At 73.3% G+C, this 19,441-nt stretch carries 17 protein-coding genes; 11 read left to right on the top strand and 6 right to left on the bottom strand.

The features are described 5' to 3' along the window. Position 1 precedes the first annotated feature (1 nt). The 5 genes from EAO70_RS09585 (at position 2) to EAO70_RS09565 (ending at position 7,257) form a co-directional block, all read left to right on the top strand. Positions 2–1,510, top strand: a complete 1,509-nt coding sequence (locus EAO70_RS09585; protein WP_187283822.1) for an aldehyde dehydrogenase family protein — start codon at positions 2–4, stop codon at positions 1,508–1,510. Beyond that, a complete protein-coding gene (locus EAO70_RS09580; protein WP_148002580.1) occupies positions 1,507–3,033 on the top strand; it encodes a GMC family oxidoreductase in 1,527 nt (508 codons plus the stop codon). The genes EAO70_RS09585 and EAO70_RS09580 overlap by 4 nt, the downstream gene beginning before the upstream one ends. Continuing rightward, on the top strand, positions 3,030–4,100 hold the full coding sequence (locus EAO70_RS09575) for a glycine betaine/L-proline ABC transporter ATP-binding protein (RefSeq protein WP_148002579.1): 1,071 nt from the start codon (positions 3,030–3,032) through the stop codon (positions 4,098–4,100). The genes EAO70_RS09580 and EAO70_RS09575 overlap by 4 nt, the downstream gene beginning before the upstream one ends. A 258-nt stretch (positions 4,101–4,358) precedes the next feature. Next, positions 4,359–6,281 (top strand): ABC transporter permease subunit, encoded by a 1,923-nt coding sequence (locus EAO70_RS09570; RefSeq protein ID WP_261992777.1) that lies wholly within the window; start codon positions 4,359–4,361, stop codon positions 6,279–6,281. Position 6,282: 1 nt separating this feature from the next. Next, positions 6,283–7,257, top strand: coding sequence for an ABC transporter substrate-binding protein (locus EAO70_RS09565; RefSeq protein WP_187283821.1), 975 nt, complete (start codon positions 6,283–6,285; stop codon positions 7,255–7,257). A gap of 45 nt (positions 7,258–7,302) precedes the next feature. Here the strand turns inward: EAO70_RS09565 and EAO70_RS09560 are convergent, their stop codons facing one another. Beyond that, positions 7,303–8,529: a cation:proton antiporter gene (locus EAO70_RS09560; protein WP_148002578.1), complete on the bottom strand. Its 1,227-nt coding sequence runs from the start codon at positions 8,527–8,529 to the stop codon at positions 7,303–7,305. A gap of 133 nt (positions 8,530–8,662) precedes the next feature. Continuing rightward, a complete protein-coding gene (locus EAO70_RS09555; RefSeq protein ID WP_148002577.1) occupies positions 8,663–9,730 on the bottom strand; it encodes a GlxA family transcriptional regulator in 1,068 nt (355 codons plus the stop codon). Positions 9,731–9,853: 123 nt separating this feature from the next. Between EAO70_RS09555 and EAO70_RS09550 the strand changes: the two genes are divergently transcribed. From EAO70_RS09550 to EAO70_RS09540, 3 genes are all read left to right on the top strand, one after another. Next, positions 9,854–10,777 carry an NADP-dependent oxidoreductase gene (locus EAO70_RS09550; protein ID WP_148002576.1) on the top strand — a complete coding sequence of 308 codons (924 nt, stop codon included), beginning with the start codon at positions 9,854–9,856 and terminating at the stop codon, positions 10,775–10,777. 226 nt (positions 10,778–11,003) lie between these two features. Beyond that, positions 11,004–11,771, top strand: a complete 768-nt coding sequence (locus tag EAO70_RS09545) for an SDR family NAD(P)-dependent oxidoreductase (RefSeq protein ID WP_148002575.1) — start codon at positions 11,004–11,006, stop codon at positions 11,769–11,771. Positions 11,772–12,089: 318 nt separating this feature from the next. Further along, complete coding sequence (locus tag EAO70_RS09540; protein ID WP_148002574.1) at positions 12,090–13,235, top strand: DUF475 domain-containing protein; 1,146 nt, start codon at positions 12,090–12,092, stop codon at positions 13,233–13,235. 60 nt (positions 13,236–13,295) lie between these two features. On the opposite strand, the gene EAO70_RS09535 is transcribed toward EAO70_RS09540, so the two are convergent. The 3 genes from EAO70_RS09535 to EAO70_RS09525 all read right to left on the bottom strand — a co-directional run bounded on the left by EAO70_RS09535 (position 13,296) and on the right by EAO70_RS09525 (position 16,906). Beyond that, positions 13,296–14,564 (bottom strand): DUF2254 family protein, encoded by a 1,269-nt coding sequence (locus tag EAO70_RS09535; RefSeq protein WP_187283820.1) that lies wholly within the window; start codon positions 14,562–14,564, stop codon positions 13,296–13,298. 205 nt (positions 14,565–14,769) lie between these two features. Beyond that, positions 14,770–16,278: a DUF4246 domain-containing protein gene (locus EAO70_RS09530; protein ID WP_148002572.1), complete on the bottom strand. Its 1,509-nt coding sequence runs from the start codon at positions 16,276–16,278 to the stop codon at positions 14,770–14,772. Positions 16,279–16,453: 175 nt separating this feature from the next. Further along, positions 16,454–16,906, bottom strand: a complete 453-nt coding sequence (locus EAO70_RS09525) for an SsgA family sporulation/cell division regulator (RefSeq protein ID WP_148002571.1) — start codon at positions 16,904–16,906, stop codon at positions 16,454–16,456. A 298-nt stretch (positions 16,907–17,204) separates the two neighbouring features. Here EAO70_RS09525 and EAO70_RS09520 point away from each other — a divergent pair, with 298 nt between their 5' ends. The 3 genes from EAO70_RS09520 (at position 17,205) to EAO70_RS09510 (ending at position 18,243) form a co-directional block, all read left to right on the top strand. Further along, positions 17,205–17,576, top strand: coding sequence for a PRC-barrel domain-containing protein (locus tag EAO70_RS09520; RefSeq protein ID WP_148002570.1), 372 nt, complete (start codon positions 17,205–17,207; stop codon positions 17,574–17,576). A gap of 93 nt (positions 17,577–17,669) precedes the next feature. Then, positions 17,670–17,897, top strand: a complete 228-nt coding sequence (locus tag EAO70_RS09515) for a DUF6479 family protein (RefSeq protein ID WP_148002569.1) — start codon at positions 17,670–17,672, stop codon at positions 17,895–17,897. Positions 17,898–18,021: 124 nt separating this feature from the next. After that, the gene (locus EAO70_RS09510; RefSeq protein WP_148002568.1) at positions 18,022–18,243 is read left to right on the top strand and encodes a hypothetical protein; all 222 of its coding nucleotides are present in this window, start codon (positions 18,022–18,024) and stop codon (positions 18,241–18,243) included. Positions 18,244–18,343: 100 nt separating this feature from the next. On the opposite strand, the gene EAO70_RS09505 is transcribed toward EAO70_RS09510, so the two are convergent. Beyond that, positions 18,344–19,330 (bottom strand): glutathione S-transferase family protein, encoded by a 987-nt coding sequence (locus EAO70_RS09505; protein WP_187283819.1) that lies wholly within the window; start codon positions 19,328–19,330, stop codon positions 18,344–18,346. Positions 19,331–19,441: the final 111 nt, after the last annotated feature.

The following is a 19,441-nucleotide window of genomic DNA, read 5'->3' as shown; positions in this document are numbered from 1 at the left end:
CGTGACGGCAGCACAACAGACCATCCATGTGGGCGGAGAATGGCGCGCGGCCCTGTCCGGCGCCACGCGCGAGATCATCGACCCCGTCGACGAGACCGCCTTCGCCATCGTGGCGGAAGGCGGTGTCCCGGACACCGACGACGCCGTGAACGCGGCCCGGGCCGCCTTCGACGACGGATCCTGGCCGCGCACACCGGTCGCCGAGCGCGCCGCCCTGCTGCGACGTGTCGCCGCCCTCCTGGAGCGCGACCGCGAGCGGATCGGCGCCCTGGAGAGCCAGGACGCGGGCAAGACCCTGGAGGAGGGCCGCGTCGACGTCGACTGCGTCCGCGACGCCTTCCTCTACTTCGCCGACCTCGTCGAGAAGGAGGACGGCGGACGGGTCGTCGACGCCGGATCGAACGACATCCACAGCGTCGTCGTCCACGAGCCCGTCGGGGTCTGCGCCCTGATCACGCCCTGGAACTACCCGCTGCTCCAGGCCAGCTGGAAGATCGCCCCCGCCCTCGCGGCCGGCAACACCTTCGTCATCAAGCCCAGCGAGATCACACCGCTGACCACGGTCGTCCTCGTCGAACTGCTCATGGAGGCCGGACTGCCCCTCGGCGCGGCCAACATCGTCACCGGCCCCGGCCACACCGTCGGCGCCCGGCTCGCCGAGCACCCCGGCGTCGACCTCGTCTCCTTCACCGGCGGACTCGTCAGCGGCACCAAGGTCGCCCACGCGGCCGCCGACAGCGTGAAGAAGGTCGCCCTCGAACTGGGCGGCAAGAACCCCAACGTCGTCTTCGCCGACGCCTGCGCCACCGCGGAAGGCTTCGACACCGCCGTCGACCAGGCGCTCAACGCCGCCTTCATCCACAGCGGCCAGGTCTGCTCCGCCGGCTCCCGCCTCATCGTCGAGGAGTCGCTGCGCGAACGCTTCGTCGCCGAACTCGCCCGCCGGGCCGAGCTGATCAGGCTCGGCCGCGGCACCGACCCGGGCGTCGAGTGCGGCCCCCTGGTCTCCGCCGCCCAGCTCGCGCGCACCGAGGAGTACGTGGCCTCCGCCCTGGGCGAGGGCGCGGTCCTGCGCGCCGGCGGCGAACGGCCCGCCGGCCCCGGCTACTTCTACCGGCCCACCGTCCTCGACCGCTGCCACCGCGGCATGCGGGTCGTCCGCGAGGAGGTCTTCGGCCCCGTCCTCACCGTGGAGACCTTCCGCACCGAGGAACAGGCCGTCACCCTCGCCAACGACACCGAGTACGGCCTCGCCGGCGGCGTCTGGACCTCCGACGAGAACCGCGCCCGGCGGGTCGCCGCCCGGCTCCGCCACGGCACCGTCTGGATCAACGACTTCCACCCCTATCTGCCGCAGGCGGAGTGGGGCGGCTTCGGGAAGTCCGGCATCGGCCGCGAACTGGGCCCCACCGGCCTCGCCGAGTACCGCGAGGCCAAGCACATCTACCAGAACCTCGCCCCGCGCCCCGTGCGCTGGTTCGCGGGCACGACGGAGAAGGACCAGGCATGAACGACCCCCACCTGTACGACTACGTCGTCGTCGGCGGGGGCACCGCCGGCTCGGTCATCGCCTCCCGGCTGACCGAGGACCCGGACGTCACCGTCGCCGTCATCGAGGGCGGCCCCAGCGACGTCGGCCGCGACGACGTCCTCACCCTGCGCCGCTGGATGGGCCTGCTCGGCGGCGAACTGGACTACGACTACCCCACCACCGAGCAGCCCCGCGGCAACTCGCACATCCGCCACAGCCGCGCCCGCGTCCTCGGCGGCTGCTCCTCGCACAACACCCTCATCGCCTTCAAGCCGCTGCCCTCCGACTGGGACGAGTGGGCCGAGGCCGGCGCCGACGGCTGGGACGCGGCCGCCATGGACCCCTACTTCGCCCGGCTGCGCAACAACATCGTCCCCGTCGACGAGGCCGACCGGAACGCGATAGCCCGGGACTTCGTCGACGCGGCGCAGACCGCGCTCGGCGTCCCCCGCGTCGAGGGCTTCAACCGGCAGCCCTTCCACGAGGGCGTCGGCTTCTTCGACCTCGCCTACCACCCCGAGGACAACAAGCGGTCGTCCGCCTCGGTCGCCTACCTGCACCCGTTCCTGGACCGGCCCAACCTGCACATCGCCCTGGAGACCTGGGCGTTCCGCCTGGAACTGGAGGGCACCCGCGCCACCGGCGTCCACATCCGCACCCAGGACGGCGCCGAACACGTCGTACGCGCCCGGCGCGAGGTCCTGGTCTGCGCGGGCGCCGTGGACACCCCGCGGCTGCTCCTGCACTCCGGCATCGGTCCGCGCGCCGACCTGGAGAAGCTCGGCATCCCCGTCGTCCACGACCTGCCGGGCGTCGGCGAGAACCTGCTCGACCACCCCGAGTCGGTCATCGTGTGGGAGACCCACGGCCCCATCCCGGAGAACTCCGCCATGGACTCCGACGCCGGACTCTTCGTCCGCCGCGACCCGGAGTCCGAGGGGCCCGACCTGATGTTCCACTTCTACCAGATCCCCTTCACCGACAACCCCGAGCGGCTCGGCTACGAACGGCCCCCGCACGGCGTGTCGATGACCCCCAACATCCCCAAGCCGCGCAGCCGCGGCCGGCTCTACCTGACGAGCGCCGACCCCGAGACCAAACCCGCTCTCGACTTCCGGTACTTCACCGACGAGGACGACTACGACGGCCGGACGCTCGTCGACGGCATCCGCATCGCCCGGGAGATCGCCGCCAGTGAGCCGCTCGCCGGCTGGCTCAAGCGCGAGGTGTGCCCGGGCCCGGAGGTCACCTCCGACGAGGAGCTCAGCGCCTACGCCCGCAAGGTCGCGCACACCGTCTACCACCCCGCCGGCACCTGCCGGATGGGCTCCGCGGACGACGAACTCGCCGTCGTCGCCCCCGACCTGCGCATCCGGGGCCTCGACGGCATCCGGATCGCCGACGCGTCCGTCTTCCCGACCATGACCGCCGTCAACCCGATGATCGGGGTGCTCATGGTCGGCGAGAAATGCGCGGACCTCCTGGAAGGGGCCCGACGATGACCCACCCGCCGCAGGACACCGCCGCACCCGTCTTCTCCGTCCGCGAGCTGTGGAAGGTCTTCGGCCCGAAGGCCGAGCGCGTGCCCGCCGACCCGGAGCTCGCCTCCCTCGACGCCGCGGAGCTCCGCGAGCGGACCGGCTGCACCGCCGCCGTCCGCGACGTCTCCTTCGACGTCCGCAAGGGCGAGGTCTTCGTCGTCATGGGCCTCTCCGGCTCGGGCAAGTCGACCCTCGTCCGCTGCCTCACCCGGCTCATCGAGCCGACCTCCGGCACCGTCGCCCTCGACGGCGAGGACGTGCTGTCCATGGACGGCGCCCGGCTCCGCGAACTGCGCCGCCACCGGGCCGCCATGGTCTTCCAGCACTTCGGTCTGCTCCCGCACCGCACGGTGCTCGACAACGTCGCGTACGGCCTGGAGATCCAGGGCGTCGGACGCGGCGAACGCCGTTCCCGCGCCGCCGAGTTCGTCACCAAGGTCGGCCTGGAGGGCATGGAGCACCGCAGGCCCGGCCAGCTCTCCGGCGGCCAGCAGCAGCGGGTCGGGCTGGCCCGCGCGCTCGCCGTCGACCCCGAAGTGCTGCTGTTCGACGAGCCGTTCAGCGCGCTCGACCCGCTCATCCGCCGGGACATGCAGGAGGAGGTCGTCCGCCTGCACCGGGAGGAGGGCCGCACCATGGTCTTCATCACCCACGACCTGAGCGAGGCGCTGAAGCTCGGCGACCGCATCGCGCTCATGCGCGACGGCCGGATCGTGCAGCTCGGCACCCCGGAGGAGATCGTGGGCGCCCCCGCCGACGACTACGTCCGGGACTTCGTCCGGGACGTGCCGCGCGAGCAGGTGCTCACCGTCCGCGCGGCGATGCGTCCCGCGCTCGCCGACGAGAGCGAGGCGGGGCCCGCGCTCGCCCCGAGCGCCACCGTCCACGAGGCCATCGAGGCCGTCGCCCGCACCGGCGGCAACGCGCGTGTGGTCGAGAACGGCCGCTGCCTCGGCGTGGTCGACCACGCGGGACTCCTCGGCGTCGTCGCAGGCGTCCCGGCCGCGCCCCGAAAGGCGGTGGCCTGATGTACGCCCACACGACCTGGCCACCGCCGGGCGCCGCGACGCCTGTCGAGACTCAGCCGCCGGGCGGCACGAGGGACGCGGAGGCCCAGCACCTGGTCGGCACCACGCCCTCCGGCGTGCCGGTTGCCGCGGGCACCACCACGCCTCCCGCCACCCCGGTTCCGCCGTGCGCCGCGACCGGCTCCCGCGCCTCTGGGCGGTGGGGTCGATGACCGCCACCGTCACCCCCGCGTCCCCCCGCCCGAGGCGGTGGTGGGGGTGCTGAGCGTGCCCGTCGCCGCGTACTCCCTGTCCCTCGCCCTGGGCGGCAACGGCTTCGTCGCCGCGTTCGTCGCCGGCCTCTGCGTCGCCCCGGCGCTGCGTCACCTCCCCGAGGACACCCTGAAGATGACGGACGACCTGGCCACCCTGTCGACCCTCGCCCTGTGGTTCCTCTTCGGACAACTCGTCAGCGACGAGTTGTGGGACGGCTTCCACCTCAACGCCGTGGTCGTGTCCGTCCGCGCGGTGTACCTGCTGCTGCTCGCCCTCGGCTGGGCCGGCGTCACCGCCGCCGCGGGCCTGCTGGCCTGGCGGGTCGCGGGCGTCCGGCTGGCCCTGACGTCCGTCGCCGCCTTCGCGGCCTGCGGGCTGCTCGGCATGTGGGTGCCCACCATGCAGACGCTCGCCCTGATGGTCGTCGCCGTCGCCGCGTCCGTCCTGCTCGGCGGCGCCCTCGGCCTGGCCGCCGGCCTCTCGGACCGGATGGACCGCGTCCTGCGACCGGTCCTCGACACCATGCAGGTCCTGCCGGCCTTCGCGTACCTGCTGCCCGTCGTCCTGGTCTTCGGCATCGGCGTCCCCGCGGCCGTCCTCGCCACCGTCGTCTACGCCGCCCCGCCGATGGCCCGGCTCACCGCGCTCGGACTGCGCGGCGCGGACGCCGGCGTCATGGAGGCGGCCGCCTCCCTCGGCGCCACCGGACGGCAGCGCCTGCTGACGGCCCGGCTGCCGCTGGCCCGCAAGGAACTCCTCCTCGGCCTCAACCAGTCGATCATGATGGCCCTCGGCATGGCCGTCATCGCCTCCGTCATCGGCGCCGGCGGTCTCGGCGACCGCGTCTACCAGGCGCTCGCCTCCGTCGACGTCGGCGCCGCGCTCGCCGCCGGCGTGCCCATCGTGTTGCTCGCCGTCGTCCTGGACCGCGTCACCGCCGCGGCCGGGGCGCGGCTCGGCACGCCCCCCGCCCGCGGCTCCCGGACCGGCTGGATCATCGCCCTCGCCGCGACCGCCGCCGTCGCCGTCGCGGGCCGGCTCACCGACCGTCTCGGCTGGCCCGAGGCCTGGACGGTCGACACCGCCGAGCCCGTCAACAGGGCGGTCGACTGGATGACCGCCCACCTGTACTCCGGCGTGCCCGTCGTCGGCGGCACCGCCGACTGGGCCGGGCACTTCACCACCTGGATCCTCAACCCCCTGCGCGACGGCCTGCAGTGGCTGCCCTGGTGGTCGGTCCTGCTGGTGGTCGGCGCCCTCGCCCTGCTCATCGGCACCTGGCGCACCGCCGCGACCGCCGTCCTCGCGATGGCCGCCATCGGCGTCCTCGGCGTCTGGGGCCCGGCCCTCGACACCCTCTCGCAGGTGCTGGCCGCCGTCGCGGTGACCCTGGTGCTCGGCGTCGCGCTGGGCGTCGCCGCGGCCCGCAGCAGCCGCCTGGGACGCCTGCTGCGCCCGGTGCTCGACGTCTTCCAGACGATGCCGCAGTTCGTCTACCTGATCCCCGTGGTCGCGCTGTTCGGCGTGGGCCGCGCCCCTGCCGTCGCGGCCGCCGTGGTGTACGCGCTGCCCGCCGTCGTGCGGATCACCGCCCAGGGCGTCCGCGCGGTGGACCCGGCGGCCCTGGAGTCCTCCCGGTCGCTGGGCGCGACCGGACGCCAGCAACTGCTCCAGGTCCAACTGCCCCTCGCACGGCCCGCGCTGCTGCTCGCCGTCAACCAGGGCGTGGTGCTCGTCCTCGCCGTCGTCGTCATCGGCGGCCTCGTGGGCGGCGGAGCGCTGGGCTACGAAGCGGTCTTCGGCCTCGCCCAGGGCGACCTGGCGACCGGTCTCGTGGCCGGCGCGGCGATCGTCTGCCTCGGCCTCGTCCTGGACCGCGTCACCCAGCCGACGCAGCGCCGTGACCTCGCGGGAAAGGGGGCCTGAGATGGCTCGTACACGCATCGCACTCGGCGGTACCGCGCTGGTGACCGCCGCCGTCCTCGCGGCCGGTCTGACCGGCTGCGGAGCCGCCGACATGACCCGGCAGGCCTCCCCGTACGCCGACGCCAAGGGCTCCCGCACGGTCACCCTCTCCGTACAGTCCTGGGTCGGCGCGCAGGCCAACGTCGCCGTCGCCCAGTACCTGCTGGAGAAGGAGCTCGGCTACCGGGTGGACACCGTCCAGATCGACGAGGTGCCCGCCTGGGACGCGCTGAGCCAGGGCCGGGTGGACGCCATCCTGGAGGACTGGGGACACCCCGACCAGGAGAAGCGGTACATCGACGACAAGGGGACGATCGCGCGCGGCGGCGACCTCGGGGTGACCGGCCACATCGGCTGGTTCGTCCCGACGTACTTCGCCGAGCGGCACCCCGACGTCACCGACTGGAAGAACCTGAACAAGTACGCCGACGAGTTCCGCACCGCGGAGAGCGGCGGCAAGGGTCAGCTCCTCGACGGCTCCCCGTCGTACGTGACGAACGACAAGGCGCTGGTGGACAACCTGGACCTGGACTACCAGGTCGTGTTCGCGGGCTCGGAGGCGGCGCAGATCACCCAGATCAAGCAGTTCGCCAAGGAGAAGAAGCCCTTCCTGAGCTACTGGTACAAGCCCCAGTGGCTGTTCGAGAAGGTCCCCATGACGGAGGTGAAGCTGCCCGCCCACAAGGAGGGCTGCGACGCCGAACCGGAGAAGGTGGCCTGCGCGTACCCGCACACGCCCCTGCAGAAGTTCCTCAACGCCCGGTTCGCGGACGGCGGGGGCGACGCGGCCGCCTTCCTGAAGAAGTTCCGCTGGACGACCGGCATGCAGAACGACGTCGCCCTGATGATCGCGGAGCAGAAGCTCTCGCCCGAGGAGGCGGCCCGCCGCTGGGTGGAGCGGAACGAGTCCACCTGGCGGAACTGGATCCCCGCCTGACGGAGCGGCGGCGGGCGGGCCGGACAGAGACCGGCCCGCCCGCCGTCACTCGCCGGCCCGGGGGAGTGGCGCGCTGCGCCGGCCCCGGGCGTACCGCCGGCCCAGGGGCTCGGCGCTCAGACCGTGCAGCACGATGCTGACCATGACGGTGATCACCATCACCCGGGAGACGAAGTCGCCCCCGCCGGCCGCCCGCAGCTCGATCGCCGCGAGCAGCCCGAAGACCACGGAGGCCACGCCCCGCGGCCCCATCCACCCCAGGAACAGGCGGTCGGACAGGGACAGGTCCGTCCCGACGAGGGCCAGCAGCACCGGCAGCCCGCGCACCAGGGTGCAGGCGAGGACGGCGTACAGGACGACGTTGAGGTGGAAGCCGTCCCACAACTCGTCGCTGACGAGTTGTCCGAAGAGGAACCACAGGGCGAGGGTCGACAGGGTGGCCAGGTCGTCCGTCATCTTCAGGGTGTCCTCGGGGAGGTGACGCAGCGCCGGGGCGACGCAGAGGCCGGCGACGAACGCGGCGACGAAGCCGTTGCCGCCCAGGGCGAGGGACAGGGAGTACGCGGCGACGGGCACGCTCAGCACCGCGAGCCTCGTCGCGGTGGGCAGCACCCAGCCCCGAGCCCAGGACCGGCGCAGCAGCCGGCCGGCCACCGTGCCGACCAGCGCGCCGGCGCCGACGGCCCAGCCGGCCGCCCCGACGGCGTCGAGGAGTGCCTCGGCGTAGTCGTCGCCCGCCGTCCGGTACTCGGCGGCCGCGGCGACGCAGACCAGGAACATAGGGGAGACGACCCCGTCGCTGAGACCGCCCTCCACGTTCAGGAGCTCCCGCAGACGGGCCGGGATGCGCGCGTCCCGGACGACGGCCGTGGCGGGGGCGAGGTCGAGCGGGACGACGACCGTGGCGAGGGTGGCCAGGACCCAGCCCGGCCGGTCCGGGAAGAAGACCAGCGCGGCCAGGAAGGCGGCGCCGAGGGTGAGGGGCAGGGCGACGCCGAGGAGCCGGGTGACGATCCGCCGCTCGCGCCGGATGGCCCCCGACGGCACCTCGGTCGCGTCGACGAAGAGCAGGAGCGCGAGGACGACCTCCACCGCGTGCTCGAATCCGGCCAGGTCGCCGAAGTCGAAGACGAGCGGCGGGTCCGAGCCGCTGGTGAGGGCGATGCCCGTCGCCATCATGGCGATCGGTGCGGTGACGCTCCACAGCGCGAGCCGGCGCGACAGGACGCACCAGGTGAACAGAATGCCCGCGATGACGGTGACGGCGAACAAGGCATCCGCGCTTTCGGAGAGGCTCGGTCCCGGCGGGTTCGTCCCGGCGTTGCAGCGTAGGACGAAGACCGGGCCGCCCCGCGCCAGCACGCCGACGGCGGCCCGCCGCGAGCGCCGTGCGCCGGGGGACCGCTCACCCGGACGGGCGCGTCTCCGCTCCGGCTCCCGGGGGACCGTCGGTGCCGAACGCCCGGCGGTAGGCGGCGGGCGAGACCCCGAAGGCCGTCCGCATGTGCGCGCGCAGCGAGTTCCCGGAGCCGAGGCCCGCGCGGTGGGCCACCAGGTCGATCGGGAGGTCGGTCGTCTCCAGGAGCTGGCGGGCCAGTTCCAGGCGCTGGGCCGTCAGCCACTGCACCGGGGTCGAGCCGACCTCGTCGCGGAACCGGCGGGTGAAGGACCGCAGGCTCATCCGGGCGTGCTCGGCGAGCCGGGCCAGGGTGAGGGGCTCGGCGAGGTGCTCCAGGGCCCAGGCGCGGGTGGCGGTGGTACTGGCCAGGGTGGGTTCCGGCACGGGCCGGTCGATGAACTGGGCCTGGCCGCCGTCCCGCCAGGGCGGCACCACGCACATACGGGCGGCGCGGTTGGCGACCGAGGCGCCGTGGTCGCGGCGGATCATGTGCAGGCACAGGTCGACCCCCGCTGCCACGCCCGCCGAGGTCAGCACGTCGCCGTCGTCGACGAAGAGCACCTCCTCGTCCAGCTTCACCCCGGGGTAGGCCCGGCGGAACTCCGGCGCCAGGTTCCAGTGGGTGGTGGCGGGCCGGCCGTCCAGGAGGCCGGCGGCGGCGAGCACGTACGACCCGGTGCAGATGGACACCAGCCGGGTGCCTGGCCGGATTCCGGCGATGGCCGCGGCGACCTCGGGCGGCAGCGGGCCGCCGAGGCCGAGCTCGGGCATGGCGTGCGTGGGCGGGACGACCACGGTGTCGGCGGCGGCGAGGGCCTCGGGACCGGCCGCGGGCTGCACCGTGAAACCCGCGTCGCTGAGTACGGGGGCGCCGTCCGCCGTACAGATCACGACCTCGTACAGGGCGCGGCCGTCGGCGTCCCCGGCGCTGCCGAAGACCCGGGAGGGGATGCCGAGCTCGAACGGGGGCACCCCGGGCAGCGCCAGTACGGCCACCCGGTGCGGCGCCTCGGGGGCCGCCTTCGGGCCGGTCTGCGGGGAGGTCGGCCTCGTCCGGTCGGCTGTTTCCGTCATGGCCAGATCCTGTCACATACTGGCCAAACGGCCAACACCGTACGGGCCCCTCGTACCGGATCGTGGACGCATCGCCGCCGGAACGGTCCGGCGGCCGAACGAGAAGGAAACGAGGCGGACGGCATGCGTGCGGTGGTCGTGGAGCAGTGGGGCGGACCCGAGAACCTGGTCGAGCGCGAGGTGGAGCGCCCCGAGCCGGGCCTCGGCGAGGTCCTGGTGCGGGTCCACGCGGCCGGGGTGAATCCGGTGGACTGGAAGACCCGCGCGAGCGGGGGCCTGATCGAGTGGGGCGCGCTCCCGGCCGTCGGCTGGGACGTCTCCGGCACCGTGGAGGCCGTGGGCCCCGGCGTCGGGATCCTCCGTCCCGGCGACGAGGTCTTCGGGATGCCGCTCTTCCCCCGGCAGGCGGGCGCCTACGCCGAGTACGTGGTCGCCCCGGCCCGGCACCTCGCCCCCAAGCCCGCCTCGCTGACCCATGTCGAGGCCGCTGCGCTGCCCCTCGCGGCACTCACCGCCTGGCAGGCGCTGGTCGACGCGGCGGACGTCCGCCCCGGCGAGCGGGTGCTGGTGCACGCGGCGGCCGGCGGCGTGGGCCACCTCGCCGTACAGATCGCCAAGGCTCGCGGCGCCTACGTCATCGGCACGGCGAGCGCGGCCAAGCACGACCTGGTGCGGGAGCTGGGCGCGGACGAGGTCGTGGACTACCGCGAGACCCGCTTCGAGGACGTGATCGCGGACGTGGACGTGGTCCTGGACGGCATCGGCGGCGAGACGGCCGAACGCTCCCTGAAGGTGCTGCGCGACGGCGGCCGGCTGATCACCCTGCCGGGCCCGGACGACGTGCCCGCCGCGCGGGACGGCGTACGGGCCTCCTGGGTCCTGGTGGAGCCCGACCACCTCGGCCTGCGGGAGATCGCCGCCCTGGTCGAGGCCGGCCGGCTGCGACCGGTGGTCGAGGTCGTCGTACCCCTCGCGGAGGCGGCGAAGGCCCACGAGATCGGCGAGCGGGGCCGGACGACGGGCAAGATCGTCCTCGAGATCGCCTGAGAAGAGGGGCGGGGGTACGGGGGAGCCGGCGGCAGCGGAGGAGTCGGGGGCGCCGCCGACGGGCACCCGGCGGCCGGAGGGTACGGAGGGCCCGGGTATCCAGAGCGCTCCGGGCATCCGGAGGGGCCGGGCGCCCGGAGCGCCCACCCCCGGAGGCGCCTCCGGGCGTGACGGGGCCGCCGGGCAGAATGGCACCGGCGTCCCGTCCCCGCTCGGAAGGTCCCTGATGAACCTGCCCGCTTCCGGTCGCCGTGTCCTCGTCAGCGGTGCCTCCCGAGGCCTGGGCCGTGCCGTCGCCCGGGCGTTCGCCGCCCAGGGCGACCGGGTCGCCGTCCACTACGCCTCGCGCGCCGAGGAGGCCCGGCTGACCCTGGCCTCCCTCGACGGAACGGGCCACTCCCTGGTCGGAGGGGACCTGGGGGACCCGGCCGGGGCCGCTGCCGTGGCCGACGCGGCGGCCGAGGCGCTCGGCGGGATCGACGTCCTCGTCAACAACGCGGCCGTGAACGTCCGCCACCCCCTCCCCGAGACCCCGTACGAAGAGTGGGCCGAGGTCTGGCAGCGGCACGTCACCGTCAACCTGCTCGCCACGGCGAATCTCAGCCATCTCGCGGCCCGCCGGATGATCGACCAGGGCACCGGCGGCCGCATCGTGAACATCGGCTCCCGCGGGGCGTTCCGCGGCGAACCCGACCACCCCGCCTACGGCGCCACCAAGGCCGCCGTCCACGCGCTCGGCCAGTCGCTCGCGGTCTCCCTCGCCCCGTACGGCATCGCCGTCGCCTCGGTCGCGCCCGGATTCTTCGCCACGGAACGGGTCGCGCCCCGCCTCGAAGGGGCGGAGGGCGAGGCGATCCGCGCCCAGAGCCCGTTCGGCCGGGTGGCCGGGCCGGACGAGATCGCGGCGGCCGTCCTCTGGCTCGCGTCCCCCGCGGCGGAATGGTCGTCCGGTACGATCCTCGACCTCAACGGAGCGTCGCACCTGCGCAGTTGACCGCCGGGCCATCGCCTCACCGGGCCGCGCGCGGCCTCCGGGTCAATTGCTGCTCCATGAAGCCGATTTCGGGCATGTCACGGAAACAGGGCATCGGGGACAGTGGCAGGACGCGCGTGCGGCGCCGCGGTGGAGTCCCGTGCAGCCTCCGGAACGACGCCTTGGGTAAAGGCCGTTCCCGGGTCGCACCCCGGAGGGGTACCGGATTCGCGGCTCGGGCGGCGTGTGGACGACGGTGCCTCGCTCTAGACTTGGTCAGCATTTGGTAAAGCCAGGTACGGCGCGGGGGAGGCCCCGCTCGAAACGATTGGGTAGCCAGTGGTTCTGAAGACGTTCGGCTGGTCGTTCGCGGTGACCGCGCTCGGCCTCGTCGCGGCGGTGTTCTACGGGGGTTGGGCGGCCTTCGGGATCGTGGCGATCCTCTCCATCCTGGAGATCTCGGTGTCGTTCGACAACGCCGTGGTCAACGCCGGGATCCTGAAGAAGATGAGTGCCTTCTGGCAGAAGATCTTCCTCACCATCGGTGTGCTCATCGCCGTCTTCGGCATGCGGCTGGTGTTCCCCGTCGTGATCGTGGCGATCAGCGCCAAGGTCGGCCCCATCGAGGCGGTCGACCTCGCGGTCAACGACGCCGAGCGCTACGAGCAGCTCGTGACCGACGCCCACCCGTCGATCGCGGCCTTCGGCGGGATGTTCCTGCTGATGATCTTCCTCGACTTCATCTTCGAGGACCGGGACATCAAGTGGCTCGGCTGGCTGGAGCGGCCGCTGGCCAAGCTCGGCAAGGTCGACATGCTGTCGGTCTGCGTCGCCCTGGTCGTCCTGGCCGTCAGCGCCATGACCTTCGCGGGCCAGGCCCACCAGCACGGCGGCGCGCACGTCGACAAGACGGCGACCGTCCTGCTCTCCGGTGTCTTCGGCCTCATCACCTACCTGGTGGTGGGCGGGCTCTCCGGCTTCTTCGAGAACAAGCTGGAGGAAGAGGAGGAGCGCGAGCACGAGGCCGAGGAGGAGGCACGGCGCACCGGCAAGAACGTGCCCGTGGTCGTCATGGCCGGCAAGGCCGCCTTCTTCATGTTCCTCTACCTGGAGGTCCTCGACGCCTCCTTCTCGTTCGACGGTGTCATCGCCGCCTTCGCCATCACCAACGACATCGTCCTGATGTCCCTGGGTCTCGGCATCGGCGCCATGTACGTCCGTTCGCTGACGGTCTACCTGGTCCGCCAGGGCACCCTCGACGACTACGTCTACCTGGAGCACGGCGCGCACTACGCGATCGGCGCCCTGGCCGTGATCCTCATGATCAGCATCCGCTACCAGATCCCCGAGGTCGTCACCGGTCTGATCGGCGTGGTCCTGATCGCCTGGTCCTTCTGGTCCTCCGTCCGCCGCAACCGCAGGCTGGCGGCGGAAGAAGGCGGGCAGACGACCCAGGAGAAGGCCGAGGTCCCGTCGGGCGTCTGAGCCGATCCGGCGCGGGCCCCGCGGCCCGCGCCGGATGCGACCACATGGCCCCCGGGTGCCTCAGCCGCCGGATCCCGCCCCGTCGCGGAGGAAGGAGGGGCAAACGGAGAGCCGCTCTTCCGTCCACGCGAGGCGCTCCTCCAGGGGCGGCCGGAGGGGTGCGGGAGCGACGGACAGCACTCCGGTCAGGAGCCTGTGGCAGCGTGCCAGCACCATCGGCATGCCGGGAGCGATGACGAGGACGTCGTCCAGCCCGACCCGCAGGAGGTCGTCCCACCCCGCCACCGGCAGGACCACCCGCACCGCGCCGGACGCGTCGGGGATCGCGCGGCTCGTCCGGACGACCGGGCCGGTGGCGGCACGACGCAGGAGATCCTCGACGGCGTCCAGTGCCTGCACGGCGGTGGCGGGGTCGTTGATCGCCGAGGACAGCGCGCGCAGACCGATGTCGGACAGCAGCCGGAAGGCGAGCACGGGATCCTGGTGGAAGGTGCGCTCGGGACCGGCCAGGACCGCCTTCAGGACCTCGCCCTCCGGGACGGTCCCGTGGTGGACGTCGGCCACCACGTCGCCTTCGTAGACGACGTCCCCGACCTTGACCCGCAGGACGACCGTCGCGCCGCCCCGCCGTGCCGCCTCCACCAGCGGAACCAGCCGGAACTGTTCGACCAGCACGGCCGCGCCCCGCCAGAGCACCGAGGCGGCGGGCCCGGCCGGCGGCACCCCCGGAGCGTCCGGTCCCGGGGCTGGATCCCGCGCCGCGGCCGTACCGTCCGGCGGCCCGTACACGTCGAGCGCGTGGAGACCCCGGTCGCGCAGCTCGTCCAGGACGTGGGCGAGCTGGATAGAACGCAGGGCGACGAGCTGGAGACGGCGGACGAGCACGAACGCGGCGGCGGCCATGACCAGGGCGGCGATCGGTACGGCCACGGACACCGTGGGGCGCGAGCCGATGGCGAGCACCGCGGTGACGGAGTAGACCAGCACCCCGAGGACGAAGGCGAAGACGCGCCACACCATCGGGTCGGACCGGAACAGCGCGAGCCGGTGGCTGAAGTTGCCCGCGGCCCACTGCACGACGAGGAACATCAGGGAGAAGATCAGGGTGGTGACGCTGAGGACGCCCACCCCGAGCACGTTGAGCACGGCCACCGCGCGGTCCGCGGCGACCCGCGAACCGCCGTCGACGGCGGGCAGCAGCAGGCCGAGCACGACCGCCACGCCGACGGCCACCGCATGGGCGAGGCCGGCGCGCAGGGCCCGCCGCGGGCGGACGACCCGCTCGACGGAGCGCCCCGCGTCCCCCGTCGCCCCCGGCGGCTCAGCCACGGCCCGTCCCGGGCGCGCGGCCCCGCGAGCAGCGGCGGCTCGTGAGCGTGGGCATCGCCACCTCCCCGTCTCGGCGTCTGCCCCCACTCTGCGCGCCGCCCGCCGCTCCCGCCCGTGCTGGCGTACGAACGGATGAGCGGAGAGCGGCGCACGCCACGCGGGATGCCCTGTGGGTCGGGCCGGGCCCGTCGGGGATCCGCGCCGGTCAGTGCTCGCAGAGGGAGAACTGCCGCTCGTAGAGCTGCTCGTTGTGCTCGTCGACGAAGAACTTGCGTTCCTTCATGAGTTCCTCGCGGAAGGTCTCGGCCTGTTCGCGGGTCATGGTGGAGGTCTCGGCCCAGGGCTGCTGCGGCGGCACGTCGGAGGTCGAGACGATCTTCTCCGACGGGTCGACCAGGAACAACGCCAGGATCTTCCGGTGCCCCGGCCGGGTGGGATCCGCGAGACGGAACGAGCCGACGCGGTGCTGGAGCACGTTGGGGAAGGCCAGACAGCGGCCCTCCGGCGTCGCGGCCGCGCCGAGGAGCTGGTTCAGCGCGTCCTCGTCCTCCAGGCCGTAGACCTCGCGGAGGCCGCCGTCGTCGTTCTGCTCGTAGTCCGGGTCGTCGAGGGCCGCCCGGAAGCTCAGCCGGCTCTCGGTGATGTTCTCGTTGTCCCAGTAGTAGATGCCGGTCGACACGATGCGCTCGTTCATCATCCCTTCCACGTGCCACGATCCGCCCGCGTACTCGGGCTTCTCCGGCGTGAGGTGGATGGTGGCCAGCTTGACGATGACCTGGAGGCCGCGGCCGCGCAGGTCGACCCGCTCGGACCGGCCCGGGACCGCGGGAGCGGTGAACACGGGGGCGTCCGGCACGACCGGGCGGCGGTTCTCCCACCAGGCGTCATAGGCCTCGTCCCAGACACGGCGGGCCTCCGCGAAGGCCGCGTCGTCGGGGTGGGAGGCCTTCTCCGGGCGCGTCGGCGCCGGACCGTACCAGACCCAGGGGTCGGCCTCGATCCTCGGCGGCCGGGGGTGGCGCAGGTCGGTCAGCACGTTCTCCCAGAGCGGGCGCATGCGCCCGACCAGCTCCGGCAGGACGGAGAGCAGGTCGCGATGCCGCTCCGGGTGGACGTTGTTGACGTACGAGCGGAAGGACACGGCGCCGTCGTCCTGGACGTCGACGTCCGTCGGCAGCCACTGGAACCGCTCCGAGAACTCGTACTTCGTGTAGGGCGTCGCCGGGTTGTCCCAGGTCTCCTCGGGGGCCCCGCTGGCCTCCCGCACCAGGCAGAACAGCGAGGGGTGGACCAGGTCGAGCACCTGGCCGTCGGATCCGGGGTGCCAGTCCCGCTCGGCCTCGGGGACCTCCTCCAGCACCCGGACCGCCTCCCGCAGCCGCTCCCGGAGCGCCTCGTCGACCAGGGTGTCGGACTGCCACACCCCGTCGACGGCCGACACCTCGGCGCCGGTCCCGCCGTCCCGCAGCGCGGCGTAGTGCCCGAGCTCGTCGAGCACGTACCGGACCTGGGCCTCGGTGAGACCCTGCGCGACGGCCTCCCGCGTCCACCGGGCGACGATGTCGGCGTCGTTCCTCTTCTCGGACCAGTCCGGCTTGGACCGGATGTGCGCGCTGCACTGCGTCATCTGCAGTTCCCGCAGCGTCCGCGGTGTCGCGTACGGCTGCGGACGCGAGGTGTGAAAGGGCAGCGGGAAAGCGGACATGCCGGTCAACTCTCTGGATCCTCCGGGTCGGTGTGTGGTGGCGGGAAGCCTACGTGAGGGCACTGACACCGCTGTCCGGGTACGGGACGGGCCTGGTCCGGGCACCTGACGGCCCGCGCGAGGCCCGTGCGGGACCGGACCGGAGGACTTCGGGGTCGGTCGCGCGCCGTACGTCCCCACGGGCCTACGGACGAGCGAAGAGCTGCGCGAACTCGGCCGCCCAGTCGATCCGCGCGGCCTCCTCACCCTCCGCCACGGCGGCGTACGTCTCCGCCAGCCAGTTCCGCAGCCCCGCGCGGTCCACGTCGACGGCCGCGAACGCCTCGACCGGACCCAGCCGCATGCGGACGACCCCCTCCTTCCCGCCGGTGCGCACCGGACAGAGCCGGATGTCGCCCTCGCCGCTCAGCACCCGGGTCCCGGAACGCAGCAGCTCCCGGGAGAACGTCCACTCGATCTCCACTCCCAGCGGGAGCCGGAACGTGGTCCGTACGGCCCAGGGATCGTCCGGGTCGTAGCGGAAGACGGTCTCGACGGGACGGCCGAACCTTCCGCGGAGCTGACGGGCCGTCGTGCGCCACGACCGGACCGGCGACGATCCGGGCGGGGTCGCCTTGTGCAGGGGCGATTCAGACATGGTGACCAGTTCCGTGGGGACTCGCACCACTGTGACAGCGGTGCCGTGTCCCTGCGCGTAACCCCGCACCGGGATTTCACGCCTGCCCGCGCGGAAGGCGCGCGTCCGCGTCCGCGGACGCGAGCGCGGGCGGCGGACGGCCCGCGTCACCCCTTCGCGGACGACGGGTGATTGGCCTGCCCGACCCTGGGCAGGCGGTGCCCAGGCGGGGAACGCACCCCGCCGAGCAGGACACACGGACAAGGAGGGCGACGGCGATCCGCCGACCGCCCCCGCCGACCGGAGGAGTTGTTTTCTCGTGACCGAGCACGCGTGGGCGTACAAGTCGACCGCCGGGTACCTGGCCGGCACCGATCTGACCGGCTACAAGGTCGAGGCGACCGACGGCACCGTCGGCAAGGTGGACAAGCACTCCGACGAGGCCGACGACGCGTACCTGGTCGTGGACACCGGAGTCTGGATCTTCGGCAAGGAGGTCCTCCTCCCTGCCTCCACCGTGGTGAGCATCGACCTGGACGAGCAGAGGATCTTCGTCGACCGCACCAAGGAGCAGATCAAGGACGCCCCCGAGTTCCACCGCGAGAAGCACCTCGCGGACCCCGCCTACCGCTCCGAGCTGGGCATGCACTACGGACTCGGAGGCAGCCCGTACGGCGGCCCGATGGTCTGAGCACGCCCCCGGGAGTGCCCGCATGGATGACGTGAGGCGGGGTAGCCGCCGGATCCGGGCACTCCGCTCCCACCCCGACAGGAAGGCCGTTCCATGCGCATTCCGACCGACTCCACCGTGCCGCTCGCCGCAGCCGGATCCCCCGCGCTGCTGCTGATCCTGGTCGGTGCCGTGGTCGCCGTGCTGCTGATCGCCGCCTTCTGGTGGGGATCCCGGCGCGCGGCCCGGCGAAGGGCCGCCGCCGCGCCGCCCGCCCAGCCCCCGGCCGCCGCGGCGCGCCGCGACTCGTGGACGGCCCCCGACGACCGGCCCGAACGCTGAGAAGACCCGCCGGAACCACGAACTGCGCTCCGCCGGGCCGGAGAGGCCGAGGCCTCCGACGGCCCCGGCGGACCGTCCACGGACCGTGCCCCGCCCCGCGGGAGCACGAGGGAAGGAGCTCCCTGTGAACGAGCACGAGCGGAGCCACCGCCCGTCCCGCACCACTCCCGCGGAAGCGGAGGGCGAGAGCGGGGACCGGGAGGCGCGTGAGAAGGCGGAGGACGCCGTCCAGGGCCGCGCGGGCGACACCGACCGCGAGGGCACCGACGGCCACCGCGCCAAGCGCCAGAGCCCCGGGATCGGGCGCGAGGAACAGACCGAGCAGCAGCCAGGGCAGCAGTCCTGAGCACACCCGGTCCGCCAGCGGCGATCGCGACGAGACGAAGGGCCTGCCCCGTTCACCTGAACGGGGCAGGCCCTTCGCCCGTGAACAGTACGACCGGCCGTCAGCCGATGAGCGGGACCCGCTCGGCCGCAGGCGGCGGGGGAGGCGGTGTCCCGTCGCCGAACGGGCGGCCGCCGAGCTCCTCCCGGCCGTGCGGCGACAGCCAGGAACGGGGATCCGGGCCCAGGGGCACGACCCCGGTCGGGTTGATCTCGTGGTGGACCACGTAGTAGTGCGCCTTGATCTGCGCGAAGTCGACGGTGTCCCCGAACCCGGGGGTCTGGAACAGGTCCCGCGCGTAGCCCCACAGGGCCGGCATCTCGGTCAGCCGCTGCCGGTTGCACTTGAAGTGGCCGTGGTAGACGGCGTCGAAGCGGACCAGGGTGGGGAAGAGGCGGACGTCCGCCTCGGTGAGGGTGTCGCCGACCAGGTAGCGCTGCCCGGCGAGCCGCTCCTCCAGCCAGTCCAGCCGGTCCCAGAGGCGCCGGTAGGCCTCGTCGTACGCCCGCTGGCCGCCGGCGAAGCCGCACCGGTAGACACCGTTGTTGACGTCCCGGTAGACCTTGCCCGCCACGTCGTCGATCTCGTCGCGCAGTCGCTCCGGGTAGAGCTCCGGCGCCCCGTCGCGCTGATGGGCCGTCCACTGGCTGCCGAGGTCGAGCGTGATCCGCTCGAAGTCGTTGGTCACCACCCGGCCGGTGGGGACGTCGACGATCGCGGGCACCGTGATGCCCTTCGGATAGCCCGGCTCGCGCCGTTCGTACGCCTCCCGCAGCCAGTCGATGCCGAGGACGGGGTCCCGGCCGCCCGGGTCCAGGTGGAAGGCCCAGCTGCGCTCGTCGTGCAGGGGCCCGGCGAGCCCCATGGAGAGGACGTCCTCCAGGCCCATCAGCCGGCGCACGATGACCGCCCGGTTCGCCCACGGGCAGGCCCGCGCGACGATCAGACGGTAGCGCCCGGGCTCCACGGCGTAGCCGTCCCGCCCGTCGGCCGTGATCCGGGTGGTGATGTAGGCGCGGTCGCGCTCGTACGAGCCGTCACCGGTCATGGTCTCTCCGTACCTCCCTGTCGACCCTCCGGCCGCCGTACCGGCTCCGTGGGGCCGCCTGCCGCCGATCTTCCGGACGGCTGCTACCCCCCGCCCGCCGTTCCCATGCTC

It is taken from the genome of Streptomyces sp. adm13(2018) (assembly GCF_008042145.1).
Lineage (GTDB): Bacteria > Actinomycetota > Actinomycetes > Streptomycetales > Streptomycetaceae > Streptomyces.
Note: the sequence above shows the minus strand (reverse complement) of the source record. Positions and strands in the feature narration are given on the sequence as shown.

What these genes read in the sequence shown, in the direction of transcription:
- EAO70_RS09550 (WP_148002576.1), top strand. Translation starts at nt 9,854, where the DNA reads ATGCGTGCGGTGGTCGTGGAGCAGTGGGGCGGACCCGAGAACCTGGTC.
- EAO70_RS09580 (WP_148002580.1), top strand. Translation starts at nt 1,507, where the DNA reads ATGAACGACCCCCACCTGTACGACTACGTCGTCGTCGGCGGGGGCACC.
- EAO70_RS09575 (WP_148002579.1), top strand. Translation starts at nt 3,030, where the DNA reads ATGACCCACCCGCCGCAGGACACCGCCGCACCCGTCTTCTCCGTCCGC.
- EAO70_RS09565 (WP_187283821.1), top strand. Translation starts at nt 6,283, where the DNA reads ATGGCTCGTACACGCATCGCACTCGGCGGTACCGCGCTGGTGACCGCC.
- EAO70_RS09515 (WP_148002569.1), top strand. Translation starts at nt 17,670, where the DNA reads ATGCGCATTCCGACCGACTCCACCGTGCCGCTCGCCGCAGCCGGATCC.
- EAO70_RS09545 (WP_148002575.1), top strand. Translation starts at nt 11,004, where the DNA reads ATGAACCTGCCCGCTTCCGGTCGCCGTGTCCTCGTCAGCGGTGCCTCC.
- EAO70_RS09505 (WP_187283819.1), bottom strand. Translation starts at nt 19,330, where the DNA reads ATGACCGGTGACGGCTCGTACGAGCGCGACCGCGCCTACATCACCACC.
- EAO70_RS09555 (WP_148002577.1), bottom strand. Translation starts at nt 9,730, where the DNA reads ATGACGGAAACAGCCGACCGGACGAGGCCGACCTCCCCGCAGACCGGC.
- EAO70_RS09525 (WP_148002571.1), bottom strand. Translation starts at nt 16,906, where the DNA reads ATGTCTGAATCGCCCCTGCACAAGGCGACCCCGCCCGGATCGTCGCCG.